The organism is Streptococcus sp. SI1 (assembly GCF_030439945.1).
GTDB lineage: Bacteria > Bacillota > Bacilli > Lactobacillales > Streptococcaceae > Streptococcus > Streptococcus intermedius.
This window is the reverse complement of sequence record NZ_JAQFJE010000001.1, coordinates 185,682-198,602: the sequence shown is the minus strand read 5'-3', so window position 1 is coordinate 198,602 and position 12,921 is coordinate 185,682. Positions and strand designations below refer to the sequence as shown.

Below are 12,921 nucleotides of genomic sequence, written 5' to 3'. Positions count from 1 at the left end.
AGCGTTGACACGCGGTACCATCCGTTTTCATCTGGTTTTCCAGACCTTAATTCTAAATCCCTTTGCAAGTGAATTTACCTAGTTTTCATCTAAAGAACTCTCAGTCTCTGGTTCTTCTCCCTGTCAAACTTCCCCTAAGCTACTAGTCTTGCGGATTCTTATTTAATTAATTGGTATTATACCAAATTTTATAGGATTTGTAAATAGACCTTGTTTAAAAATGTAAAGATGCTCGTAATACATATATGTAGTTGTTAACTCTATACTAATGTACTCAAGTATTCATAGCGCTCATATTTTTCCAGTAATTTTTCGTTCTGCTCATCCAATTCTTTCTGAAGTTCAGATAGGCGGACAAAGTCGGCTCCATTCTCCTGCATAGTGGATTCAATCTCAGAAATCCGCTCTTCCAGTACCTCAATATCCCCCTCAATGGTCTCCCACTCCTGCTTTTCAAAATAGCTCATGCGCTTCTTCTCCTCACGCACCTTCACTGTCTTTTCCTTTCCAGCCTTTTTGGAAATGGCAGAACTCTCAGCCAGAAAAGCTTTTTCATCTAAATAATCCGTGTAATTCCCGAAGTACTCTCTGATAGTTCCCACTTCAAAAGCTAAAATCTTATCTGCTACTTTATCAAGGAAATAGCGATCGTGGCTGACTGTAATGACTGGTCCAGCAAAACCTTGCAGAAAATTCTCCAATACCGTCAGAGTTGCAATGTCCAAATCATTGGTTGGCTCATCAAGAAGCAAGACATTCGGCTTTTCCAAGAGAAGTTTCAGTAGATAAAGACGCTTTTTCTCTCCACCAGAAAGCTTTTCAATCAAAGTACCATGAGTAGAGCGCGGGAAGAGGAATTGCTCCAATAGTTCCGCAATTGATGTTGTTCCATTGCCTATTTTAACCTCCTCAGCCACTTCTTGCAAGAAATTGATAACGCGTTTAGATCCATCTAATCCTTCAATTTGCTGTGAAAAATAAGCCACACGAACTGTCTCGCCAATGACAAGTTCACCAGACTGAGGTACTAATTTTCTAGCAATCAAATTGAGCAAGGTCGATTTTCCAACACCGTTATCACCCACAATTCCAAGCCGATCTTTATTTTGAATCAATAAGTTAAAATGAGAAAGAATTTTCTTGTCACCATAAGCAAAGTCAACATCTTTAAATTCAATCACTTTCTTACCAATACGACTGGTTTCGAAATTCATTTCCAAACTACTGTCAGTTGCCTGACCCGCTAAATCTTTCTTAAGGTCATGGAAACGATTGATTCGTGCTTGCTGCTTGGTTGCTCTGGCCTGTGGCTGACGGCGCATCCATGACAACTCTTGCTTATACAGTTGCTGCTTTTTATGTAAAAGAGCAGCATCACGCTCGTCTTGTTCTGCCTTCAAACGGACATAATCCTGATAATTTCCTTGATATTCAACTAAACTACCACTGTCTAACTCAAAAATTCGAGTTGAAACAGAATCTAAAAAATAACGATCATGGGTAATAAAAAGAACTGTCTTTTTGGAATTCTTCAAAAAATTCGTCAACCATTCAATACTATCAATATCCAAATGGTTGGTTGGTTCATCAAGGAGTAATAAGTCATCATCTCCTAACAAGACTTGCGCCAATTGAACGCGACGTCGCAAACCTCCTGACAAATCGCCAACCTTAGCAGATAACTCGTCCAACCCCAACTTAGATAAAACAGTCTTGACTTGACTTTCAATTTCCCAAGCTTGGAGAGCATCCATTTGAGCCATTACTTTCTCTAAACGAGACTGATTATTTTCATCATAGTTAGATAGTAGTAGCTCATATTCACGAATAAGCTGAATTTCTCGCAGAGTACTAGACAAAACCGTATCAAGTACTGTCCTATCATCATCAAAGTGCGGGTCTTGTGTTAAGTAACCGATTTTATAGTCTGAATGAGCAGAAAAAGGGTTAATATCTCCATCAAAACCAGATTTCCCGGACAGAACGTTTAAAAGAGTCGTTTTCCCAGTACCATTAACCCCAATCAATCCAATACGATCCAAGTCATGAATAATAAAAGAAATATTTTTAAAAACTGTCTTATCCCCTACTGTCTTAGTTAACTTTTCAACAATAAAGTCATTCATTTTCTCTCCTCTACAAAAGCTAAAATATCCTCAAGACGATTATCCAAAACGCCATTCACAATAGCCATCTCAATCTCAGTCAAGAGTTGGCCTAAAGCAGGTCCAGGCTTAAAACTAAACTCTTTGATTAACAGGCCACCATTGACGACAATCTCATGTTTATCATGAATTGTTAAAGAATCATAAGTAGAATAAATTCTTTCAAAATCAATCGCTAAGCCCTGTGCTTGTCTGATTTCCTCAGCTTGTATTATCAAGTCCAATTCAAAGCGGTAACATTCTTCTTTATCCAAAAAATGCGTTTGACGAAGATTAAAAATCATAACAATTTGCTCTACGCGCTTTTGAAATGCATTTGAGGTCTTCCAATGCTTGAGGAATCTTTTGATATTTTTTATTTGAAGAGCCATTAAAAGAGCAGCCCAAGCTTGCTCTGAACTCGTAAATTGAAAATCTACTTGAAAATTAAATAAGGTCTCCAATTGCGATTGATGATTGCGCATATCAGGCAAATAGTCCATTGCTCCACTGGCAATCAGACTTTTCAATCCCTTACGCCAATAAAATGATGTCAGTAATTTGTCAAATTCAATGAAAGTTCGCTCTACAGAAATTTTTTCCAATAGTGGAACACAGCCTTTCATGGCATTAAATGTGTCTGCATCTAACGTAAAGCCTAAGGATGCCTGAAAACGAAAGCCTCGCATGATACGCAAGGCGTCTTCATTAAATCGTTCTGAAGGTATTCCTACAGCACGTAAAATCTGATGTTTCAGATCATCTAATCCTTCAAATAAATCAATCACATTCCCAGCTTCATCCAAAGCTAACGCATTGATTGTAAAATCGCGCCGCTTTAAATCTTCTTTTAGAGAACGAACAAAAGTGACATGGCTAGGTCTGCGATAGTCCACATAGAGATCCTCTGTCCGAAAAGTCGTCACTTCGTACTCATGATTATCTTCTAATACCAAAACTGTCCCATGTTCAATACCGACATCAATCGTTCGTTCAAAAATATGTTTGGTTTCTTCTGGATAACTAGAACTCGCTATATCCACATCATGAATAGGTCGTTCTAATAAAGCATCGCGGACTGATCCACCAACAAAATACGCATCAAAACCGGCATTTTTAATTTTCTTTAATACTGGTAAAGCCTCCTGAAATTCAGAAGGCATATTCTCTAATCTCATAACAAATATTCCAATCCGTAGACAAGTTCTTTTTTATTGACCACTTCCTTAATACCTAAATTCACCCCCGTCATAAAAGATTGACGATCATATGAATCATGGCGAAGTGTCAGTCCCTCACCTTGACCACCAAAGATAATTTCTTGATGAGCTACCAAACCTGGTAGGCGAACTGAATGAATGCGCATGCCATCCAATTCTGCACCACGCGCTCCTGGCAATACTTCTTTTTCATCCATTGCCCCCTGAGGTTTTTGTGGACAAACTTTGCTGATCAGTTCAGCTGTTTTAATTGCAGTACCGCTCGGCGCATCCTTTTTCTGATCATGGTGTAATTCAATAATTTCCACATTTGGAAAGTATTTTGCTGCTTGAGCTGCAAATTGCATTAAGAGAACCGCCCCCACAGCAAAATTAGGCGCTATCAAGCCTCCTAGTTCTCTTTTCCGTGACAGTTCAATCAACTCTTCAATTTCATCAGATGTGAATCCAGTCGTTCCGACCACAGGAGCAAAGCCATGTTCTAATGCAAAACGAGTATGCTCATACGCCACTTTAGGAGTTGTGAAATCAACCCATACATCTGCTTCCAAGCCAATCAAATCTTCCTTCTGATTAAAAACAGGAACACCAGCCACTTCTTTTTGCGAAGTGAGTGGATCTAGAAGACCGACGACCTCTAGTGTGTCATCTTCTGTCACCATTTTATAAGCCGCTTGTCCCATTTTTCCTTTGAAACCAGCAATAATGACTTTTATACTCATGGAATTCTCCTTAAACAATCGGAATGTAAGCCAAAGCAATACTTCCAGACCCCAAGTGAGTTCCAATCACACTACCAAATGTCGCAATAGGAATCTCTCCGGAAACACCATCTTCTAACAATAATTGATGCAAATGTTCTGCTTTTTCTAGTGCATTTCCATGAATAATCATCACCTGATAATTTCCTTGTACTGTTTGTTCTTTGATAATCTCAATCAGCCGTTTCGTAGCTTTTTTCTCGGTACGAATTTTCTCATAAACTTCAATAACTCCCTCGTCATCAAAATAAAGAATGGGTTTGATACTGAGCAAGTTTCCAAGAATAGCAGCGCCATTGGACAAACGGCCCCCCTTCACCAAGTGATTTAAGTCATCCACCATAATAAAAGCGCCAATTCCCTTGATTTGAACGTCAAGATTGCTTAAAATTTGCTCAAATGAGAATTCCTGCTGAGCCCAATTTAAAATATGTTCCACCATCATCCCAAGCGGTACACTTGTAATTTTTGAATCTGGAAAAGCAATTTCTAAGCTTGGAAATTCATCTTTTAAATACTGGATATTTTGATAAAAACCCGAAATCCCACTTGATAAAAACAGGCCAATGACATGCGTATAACCTTGCCCTTCTATTAAGGAAAGGAGATTTACTAAACTGGCAATACTCGGTTGGCTCGTCTTTGGCAATTCATTCGAAGCTGCCATTTTTTGATAAAATTCGCTAGCAGAAAGATTCTTTCCTTCGATATACTCAACCCCGTCAATCCTAACAGGAATATCTAAGACAAATAAATGCTCATTTTCTGCTACTTTACTATCCAAATATGCTGATGAATCGGTAATTACGGCTAATTTCATGCATTAAAACTCCAAATTGATACCTGGTAAATCTAAAGCAATTTCTGTTACTTCATAGGTCAAACGATTTAATATGGATAAACTTGGGCGGGCCAATTGTTCTACTTCGTCCTGCTCAAATTCACTTGGTTCGTTTATAATTCGCCCTATAATATGATTGATCTGCGAGATGGTTCCACTAATTACAAAAGCATCAAAGACAACCATAAAACTCACAATTACAACGATAGAAGTCACTTGTTCTTCGTGATTTTGATTTAACAATTGAAAATTGACATCTACTTTTGTTTCTGGGGTTCCATTTTCTTTTTCCCATTCTAGATTACGTGCGTCATAATGATATTGACTGACAAACTCTTTTTCACGTTGTAATTCCATTTCGTTTCTCCTCAAAATATGGGTTAGTAAAATTATATCATATTTTCAAACACCTGACTATTTTAATCAATATGAAAATCATCTTCTTCCAATGTTTCTTTTAGGATTAAAAAAGAGTCAGAGAATTTTTCTCCAACTCCTAGAATGATGAAACTCATCATTATTTATTCAATGGTTTGCGAAGTGCTCCGAATAATACACCACTTACAATTGCACCAATCAAGATAAAGATGATATAGAGAAGAGCATTTGAAGTAAGTGCAATAACGAAGATTCCTCCGTGTGGTGCTATTAATTTAATACCAGCCATGCCGACAAGAGCACCTGCTAGGGCAGAGCCAACCATAAAGCTTGGAATAGCACGGGCAGGGTCAGCAGCACCAAAGGGAATAGCACCCTCTGTTATAAACGATAACCCCATGACAATATTTGTCAACCCTGAATTACGTTCTTCCTCGGTGAATTTATCTTTGAAAAGAAGAGTAGCAACAAAAACTGCAAGAGGAGGAACCATACCACCAGCCATAACTGCTGCCATCACAACTGAACCACCTGTTGAAACAGTTGCTGCAAGAGTTCCTGTACCAAAGATATATGCTGCCTTATTGAAAGGACCACCCATATCAATAGCCATCATACCACCTACAACGAGTCCAAGAAGGACAGCTGAACTACCAGATAAGCCTTCTAGGAAACTATTCAAACCAGTATTGATAGCTGCCATTGGAATATTCACCAATAGCATCAAGAAACCAGTCAGCAAGATTCCTAAAAGCGGATAAAGCAAAATAGACTTGATACCCTCTAGTGATTTTGGAAGACCGCTCAAAGCTTTCTTGAGGAAGTTTACAACGTAACCTGCAAGGAAACCACCTACTAGTGCTCCAAGGAAACCTGAAGGGACGCCAGCAAGAGCAAGGGTTGCTTTCCCGCCTGCTGCAAATGGAATTTTTCCAAAAGCAAGACCTGCCGCAGCCATACTACCTGCTACAAACCCTGGTGCCAAGCCTGGCTTTTCAGCAATAGAATAAGCGATATAACCAGCAAGAACAGGAAGCATAAAGCCAAAAGCCAAACCACCAATATTCTTAAACATAGCTGCAAGTTCATGGTAAGTTCCAAGATTTGCCAATTGATCTTTTGGAACTCCCATCGCTTGGTCAATCAAGAAGGCAATAGCAATCATAATACCACCACCAATAACAAATGGAAGCATTTGGCTAACACCACTCATTAAGTGTTTGTAGAAACCGCCTGCTGCATTCGTTGTAGAAGAGGCCTCCTCTTTATTAGCTGCATGATATACTTCTGCTTTCCCTGATAGGGCCAAGTTAATCAACTCTTCTGTTTTACGAATACCATCAGCAACCGGACGATTAATCAATGGTTTCCCATCAAATCGATCCATTTCTACAGCTTTATCGGCTGCAATAATAACTGCTTTTGCTTTTTGAATATCTTCTGCTGTCAGCTTGTTTCCGATACCACTGGCACCATTGGTTTCGACTTTGATACCAACTCCCATTTCGGCGGCTACCTTTTGAAGTGCCTCTTGAGCCATATAAGTATGTGCAATACCTGTTGTACATGCTGTAACTGCAACAAGAAAATCACCATCTTTGCTTGCCGTTTCTACCGTTGCAGACTCTGCTGCTTTATCAGACGCTTGGTCAAATAACGCAATCACTTCGTCTGGTGAAGTCACTTGACGAAGTTTATCTGCAAATCCATCTTTCATCAGGTATTGGGACAATTCTGCAAGTGCAGCCAAGTGAGTATCATTCGCTCCTTCTGGTGCAGCAATCATGAAGAATAAACCTGTCGGTTGCCCGTCTAAACTTTCATAATCTACACCTTTGTTTGATTTTGCAAAGAGAACTGTTGCTTCTTTTACTGCGGCATTTTTGCTGTGTGGCATGGCAATTCCGTCCCCTAAGCCTGTTGACGTTAACGCTTCACGTGCCAAGATTCCTTCTTTGAATGTTTCAAAATCTGTCACATAACCACGGTCAACTAAACAATGAACCATTTCATCAATAGCAGCTGTTTTTCCAGTCGCTTGTAAATCAAGCAACATTACATCTTTTCTCAGTAAGTCCTGAATTTTCATATTTTTTCTACCTCTACTTTTTCATACGTTTTATTAATGAAATTGGCTGTCGCCAAATCATCAGAGAAGGTTGTTGCAGTTCCGCAAGCTACTCCCCACTTAAAAGCTTCAACAGCATTTCCTGAACGAACAAATTCGCCAGTAAAACCTGCAACCATGGAGTCACCAGCTCCGACAGAGTTTTTTACAATTCCCTTGATTGGTTTTGCAAAATAAGCTCCGTCCTTTGTTACCAAAAGCGCTCCATCACCCGCCATAGAAATAATGACATGTTGCGCACCCTTAGCTAGAATTTCACGAGCATATTTTTCAATCTCATCCAGCTTTTCCAGCTTCACTCCAAAAATATCACCAAGTTCATGGTTATTCGGCTTAACCAACAATGGCTGAAATTCCAGTGAATCAATAAGGGTTTGTCCTTCAAAGTCACAAACAACCTGTGCACCGGTTTGTCTCGTTAAACGAATCAACTCTTTATAGACGATATTCCCCAGATTTTTGTTGCTTGATCCTGCAAACACCACTGTATCTTGCTCTGACAGTCCTGAAAGGATCTCTTTCAATTCTGCTAATTGCTCTGGTAAGACGGTCGGACCCGTTCCATTGATTTCTGTTTCAGCATCTGCTTTAATTTTCACATTGATGCGCGTATCCTCTAACACTTGAACAAAATCAGTCGCAATCGCTTCATTTTCCAAGGTATCAGTAATAAATTTTCCAGTAAAACCACCGATAAAGCCAGTCGCTGTGTTATCAATTCCCAAACGTTTGAGCACACGACTGACATTGATACCTTTGCCACCAGCAAATTTATCATCGCTCTCCATACGATTCACGCTTCCAACATTGACCTTATCCAAACGGACAATATAGTCAATAGAAGGGTTAAGCGTAACAGTATAAATCATACTTCAATAACCTCCGTTTTTTCTTTTATCTTTTCCAATTGCTCATTGGCACATGCACTCGTAATAATGCTAGCACGTTTGATAGGGGCGACTTTCACGAAAGAGGAATGACCGATTTTTGAAGCATCAGCTAAGATGTAGGTCTGCTTGGCGTTTTCAAGAATCGCTCGTTTGACTGCTCCTTCTTCCATATCAGGTGTTGTATAGAAATTTTCATCAATTCCATTCATACCAATAAAGGCTTTGTTGAAATTCAACTGACCAATTTGATTCAAAGCAACACCCCCAATACTAGCATCCGTTGAGCTTTTAACCACCCCTCCGATAATAACTGTTGGAATCTTTTTCTCAACTAATTTTGTCGCATGGTGGATAGAATTGGTCACAACTGTCATATGCGTACTTGAGAGCTCATTGATTAACAATTCATTTGTCGTTCCAGCATCAATAAAAATGACATCTTGTTCTTGGATCAATCCCGCCGCTTTATGTGCAATTCGCAATTTATCTTGAACGTTTTTGATAGATTTTTCTTGATTGCTTTCTTCCTCTTGGAGAAAGTGAATGCTTTCTGCTCCACCATGAATCCGGCGCAGTTTTCTTTCACCCTCCAATTCATCTAAATCTCTACGAACTGTTGATTCAGAAGTATTTAACAAACGAACTAAGTTGTCCAGTGAAACAACCTGATGACGATTGAGCTCCTCTAAGATCGCCTGTTTGCGCTCTGATTTTAAAATAATATCACCCTCTCTGCAATCGTTTACAATTTATTATACACCTTTTTCTTTCAAAGTCAAGCATTTTCTTTCAAAAACTATCATTCTTTTGCTAAAACAGTAACGAACATTACAAAAAGGCTGAACTTTCATTCAACCTTTCTTTTCATTTAGTTGTTATACAGTAGCTTGGATCGCTGCTTCAACAGCTGCTTTTTCTTTGTCAATCAAATCAATACGGGCAGCAATTTCTTTGATTCCCATACTAATATTACGGCTAATAGCTAGATCTGATAATTGCGGTTCAAAGAAAGCTTTGTATTCTGCTAAACGTTCATGCGTCTTGAAAGCACTTGCTGGATAAATGACAAATTTATCAAAACTCATATCTCCACCAAGAGCAGACTTAATCCATTCCCAATTATCACGTGCCCAAGTCCATATTGTTCCTTGTGTGAAATCGTGTTGTAAGAAAGTAAAATACCAACTCATTGCTAAGTCCTGTGGTTTCACAACATCTTTATTCTTCCATTCTTCTAAAAGATGCGCTAGAGTTGCTTCGTTCTTCGTATAAGATAGAGCAGAAGCCAATTGACGTTGGAAGTTACCGTCAACCGTTGTGATGTAGGTTGATAGATATTTATCAGTCAATTCCTTTGTCTCATGGTGTTTGATTTGGTTAATCAAAATTTGCAAGCGAGTGGCTGCAGGAAGTTTTTCCAAACTATCGTGATAAGCTTCAAAAATTTGACTAGCTTTTTGACTCGCTTTTTCATCATCAGCCGCAATCATATTCGCTACAACAATTTGACGAACCAATTCATCTTCATCTGTTTCACCTGCTTTAGCTTCAAAACCAAGTCGGTCAAAGTTAGCTTGATTCAGTTTGATAAGTAACTTCTTAAAGGCTGCCTCTGTTTCTGTCCCTTCATCCACAAAAATCTTCAAACTAGTTAGCACAGACTTCACTGCAGATACCACAAGATAAGATGTTTCATTAGTTAATCTTTCAACCACTGGAATCAAATCTGCAAATGAAACAAAACCAGCTTCAGCCAATAAACGACGTTCTTGCACTACTTGTAGCTTACTTGTATTATCTAAGTCTGTAATAGTTGCCAAAATATTGTCTAGCAATTCGCCTTGATAATCAGTAATGTAATGCGCTGTATTTTCCGTATTAAGACGAAGTGCTCCTTCATTTTGAGCTGCAAGAGCTGTATAATTTGGAATTTCAAGCGTTTCTGTTTCTAGGGTATCTGGGATACCAGTCCAATTACTATTCAACGGTACAACCCATAGACGACCTTTTTCTTCTTTTTCACCAATAAAGAATTGTTTTTGAGAAATTTTGAGAGTGTCATTTTCCACAATCGCTGTCAAAACAGGATAGCCTGATTGTTCTAGCCACGAATCCATAAAGGCTGCTACGTCACGTCCTGAAGCTGCACCTAGAGCATTCCATAAATCACGACCAATTGTATTACCATATTGATGTTTGGCAAAATAAGCATTCAAACCTTTTGCAAAAGCTTCATCTCCTAGCCAACGACGAAGCATGTGCATGAGACGACTTCCTTTAGCATAAACAATCGCAGGATCAAATAACGTATTGATTTCGTCTGGATGTTTTACTTCCACATGGACAGATTGAACACCGTCAGTCGCATCCCGTTTTAGAGCCAGAGGGACACCACCTGTTTGAAAATCCTCAAAGATGTTCCAAGTTGGTTCAATGGCATTCACACAGACATATTCCATCATGTTGGCAAAGCTTTCATTGAGCCAAAGATCATCCCACCATTTCATTGTGACCAAGTTACCAAACCATTGGTGCGCCAATTCGTGAGCAATCACAAGAGCTACTTGCTGACGACTAGTAACAGTTGAATTTTCATCTACTAAGAGATAAACCTCACGATAAGTGACCAAGCCCCAATTTTCCATAGCACCTGCAGAGAAATCTGGTAAAGCTACATGTAGGGATTGAGGAATTGGATACTTCACCCCATAATATTCTTCATAAAAGTCAATAGAGCGAACTGCAATGTCTAGGGCAAACTCTAAGTTTGAAGCAGGATGCGCTTTAGTAGAGTATACACCCACCAAAGTGCCATTCTTTGTCTTAGCTGTAACACCTTGCAAATCGCCGGCTGCAAACGCTAAGAGGTACGAGGACATACGAGGCGTTGTTGCAAATGTCCAGATCCCAGTTGCTTTCCGATTTTCTACATCAATTTCCGGCATATTTGAAAGCGCCATCTCTCCTGCTGCTTGATCGAATTTCAAAGAAAGATCAAAAGTTGCTTTTGCTTCTGGCTCATCTACGCTTGGAAAAGCTTCACGTGCAAAATGACTTTCAAATTGAGTAGAAAGCACTTCTTTTTTTACTCCATCAACAGTATAGTAAGAAGGATAAATTCCTGTCATATTATCTGTAATTTTACCTGTATAAGAGAGAGTTACTTCAACAGTTCCTGAATGACCAAGCTCAATATAAACTGCTTCATTTTCATTATCTACAGAGAACGGGCGCGCTTGACCAGCTACTTCGACAGATTGAATCACTAAATCTTTCTGATGAAGTGAGATTGTTTCACCTTTTGCTTCTCCGCTAATAGTTACCTTACCTGTAAATGTTTTTTGCTCCCGATTCAAATCTAAAAAAATCGTATAGTGATTTGGAACAAATGTTTCAATAAAATGTGCAACTGCTTGCATGTATTTCTCCTTAATAAATAATATAATCTGTAACTATTGTATCATAATTCATGCCTGCTAACACGTATTCTCTATAGTTTTCCCACATTTTGTGATAAAATAGAAATACGTTATCATTTTAAGGAGAAATCATGTCTGAAATTTTTGATATTACAATCATTGGTGGAGGTCCCGTGGGACTTTTTGCTGCTTTTTATGCACACATGCGTCAAGCAAAGGTGAATGTGATTGATTCACTTCCTCAGCTCGGTGGACAGCCAGCCATTCTCTATCCTGAAAAGAAAATTCTGGATGTTCCTGGTTTTACTGATTTAACTGGTGAAGAACTGACTGAACGTTTAATTGAGCAATTGAAAGCGTTTGAAACAAGCATTCACCTTGATGAGACAGTATTAGATATTGAAAAAAATGATGGATTGTTTTCCTTGACGACAAGTAAAGGAAAACACATTTCAAGAGCAATTTTAATTGCCATGGGAGGTGGAGCTTTTAAACCTCGCTCACTTGATTTGGACAATGTAGAACAATTTGAAAACATTCATTATCACGTTTCCAATATCAATCAATACGCTGGACAAAACATTGTGGTTCTAGGAGGTGGTGATTCTGCAGTGGATTGGGCACTTGCTTTTGATAAAATCGCTCCGACACAGATTATCCATCGTCGAGACACCTTCCGAGCTTTAGAACATAGTGTGAATCAATTAAAAGCTTCAAATGTAACAATCAAAACACCATTTGTACCAAATAAGCTTATCGGCGAAGGAAATAAACTTACTCATCTTGAAATCACTAAAGTAAAGAGTGATGAAAAGGAGCTTCTTCCGCTGGATCAACTGTTTGTCAATTATGGCTTTAAATCATCTGTTGGGAACTTAAAAAACTGGGGATTGGAGCTTAATCGTCATAAGATTATTGTGAACAGCAAACAAGAAACTTCTGTTGTAGGGATCTATGCTGCTGGAGATTGTTGCAGCTATGATGGTAAAATTGATTTGATTGCAACTGGTCTTGGGGAAGCTCCTACAGCCATCAACAATGCTATGAACTATATCTATCCAGAACAAAAAGTACAACCAAAACATTCGACTAGTCTTTAAAACGCAAAAAAACTTGAAGTTCTTCAAAAGAGAACTTCAA

10 protein-coding genes are annotated in these 12,921 nt (G+C 38.8%); 1 reads left to right on the top strand and 9 read right to left on the bottom strand.

Translation table 11 applies throughout. The features are described from left to right. Positions 1–260: 260 nt before the first annotated feature. The 9 genes from PCY10_RS01010 to PCY10_RS00970 all read right to left on the bottom strand — a co-directional run bounded on the left by PCY10_RS01010 (position 261) and on the right by PCY10_RS00970 (position 11,781). On the bottom strand, positions 261–2,126 hold the full coding sequence (locus PCY10_RS01010) for an ABC-F family ATP-binding cassette domain-containing protein (RefSeq protein ID WP_301558745.1): 1,866 nt from the start codon (positions 2,124–2,126) through the stop codon (positions 261–263). After that, positions 2,123–3,322, bottom strand: a complete 1,200-nt coding sequence (locus PCY10_RS01005; RefSeq protein ID WP_301558744.1) for a CCA tRNA nucleotidyltransferase — start codon at positions 3,320–3,322, stop codon at positions 2,123–2,125. The genes PCY10_RS01010 and PCY10_RS01005 overlap by 4 nt, the downstream gene beginning before the upstream one ends. Then, positions 3,319–4,086 (bottom strand): 4-hydroxy-tetrahydrodipicolinate reductase, encoded by a 768-nt coding sequence (dapB, locus tag PCY10_RS01000; protein WP_021002550.1) that lies wholly within the window; start codon positions 4,084–4,086, stop codon positions 3,319–3,321. The genes PCY10_RS01005 and dapB overlap by 4 nt, the downstream gene beginning before the upstream one ends. 10 nt (positions 4,087–4,096) lie before the next feature. Then, positions 4,097–4,945 carry a DegV family protein gene (locus tag PCY10_RS00995; protein ID WP_021002549.1) on the bottom strand — a complete coding sequence of 283 codons (849 nt, stop codon included), beginning with the start codon at positions 4,943–4,945 and terminating at the stop codon, positions 4,097–4,099. Between the two features lie 3 nt (positions 4,946–4,948). Beyond that, positions 4,949–5,323, bottom strand: coding sequence for a DUF1149 family protein (locus PCY10_RS00990; RefSeq protein ID WP_003072200.1), 375 nt, complete (start codon positions 5,321–5,323; stop codon positions 4,949–4,951). A gap of 160 nt (positions 5,324–5,483) precedes the next feature. Next, positions 5,484–7,433, bottom strand: a complete 1,950-nt coding sequence (locus tag PCY10_RS00985) for a fructose-specific PTS transporter subunit EIIC (RefSeq protein ID WP_021002548.1) — start codon at positions 7,431–7,433, stop codon at positions 5,484–5,486. After that, on the bottom strand, positions 7,430–8,341 hold the full coding sequence (pfkB, locus tag PCY10_RS00980; protein WP_021002547.1) for a 1-phosphofructokinase: 912 nt from the start codon (positions 8,339–8,341) through the stop codon (positions 7,430–7,432). Before pfkB ends, PCY10_RS00985 begins: the two co-directional genes overlap by 4 nt. Further along, positions 8,338–9,081 (bottom strand): DeoR/GlpR family DNA-binding transcription regulator, encoded by a 744-nt coding sequence (locus tag PCY10_RS00975; protein WP_301558775.1) that lies wholly within the window; start codon positions 9,079–9,081, stop codon positions 8,338–8,340. The genes pfkB and PCY10_RS00975 overlap by 4 nt, the downstream gene beginning before the upstream one ends. Positions 9,082–9,237: 156 nt before the next feature. After that, positions 9,238–11,781, bottom strand: coding sequence for a M1 family metallopeptidase (locus PCY10_RS00970; protein ID WP_021002546.1), 2,544 nt, complete (start codon positions 11,779–11,781; stop codon positions 9,238–9,240). A 131-nt stretch (positions 11,782–11,912) separates the two neighbouring features. On the opposite strand from PCY10_RS00970, the gene PCY10_RS00965 reads away from it, so the two are divergent. Further along, positions 11,913–12,881, top strand: a complete 969-nt coding sequence (locus PCY10_RS00965; protein ID WP_021002545.1) for an NAD(P)/FAD-dependent oxidoreductase — start codon at positions 11,913–11,915, stop codon at positions 12,879–12,881. Positions 12,882–12,921 lie beyond the last annotated feature (40 nt).

Bases quoted from the DNA above. Each gene is read 5' to 3' on its own strand.
- dapB (WP_021002550.1), bottom strand. From the start codon at position 4,086: ATGAGTATAAAAGTCATTATTGCTGGTTTCAAAGGAAAAATGGGACAA.
- pfkB (WP_021002547.1), bottom strand. From the start codon at position 8,341: ATGATTTATACTGTTACGCTTAACCCTTCTATTGACTATATTGTCCGT.
- PCY10_RS01005 (WP_301558744.1), bottom strand. From the start codon at position 3,322: ATGAGATTAGAGAATATGCCTTCTGAATTTCAGGAGGCTTTACCAGTA.
- PCY10_RS00990 (WP_003072200.1), bottom strand. From the start codon at position 5,323: ATGGAATTACAACGTGAAAAAGAGTTTGTCAGTCAATATCATTATGAC.
- PCY10_RS00995 (WP_021002549.1), bottom strand. From the start codon at position 4,945: ATGAAATTAGCCGTAATTACCGATTCATCAGCATATTTGGATAGTAAA.
- PCY10_RS00970 (WP_021002546.1), bottom strand. From the start codon at position 11,781: ATGCAAGCAGTTGCACATTTTATTGAAACATTTGTTCCAAATCACTAT.
- PCY10_RS00985 (WP_021002548.1), bottom strand. From the start codon at position 7,433: ATGAAAATTCAGGACTTACTGAGAAAAGATGTAATGTTGCTTGATTTA.
- PCY10_RS00965 (WP_021002545.1), top strand. From the start codon at position 11,913: ATGTCTGAAATTTTTGATATTACAATCATTGGTGGAGGTCCCGTGGGA.
- PCY10_RS01010 (WP_301558745.1), bottom strand. From the start codon at position 2,126: ATGAATGACTTTATTGTTGAAAAGTTAACTAAGACAGTAGGGGATAAG.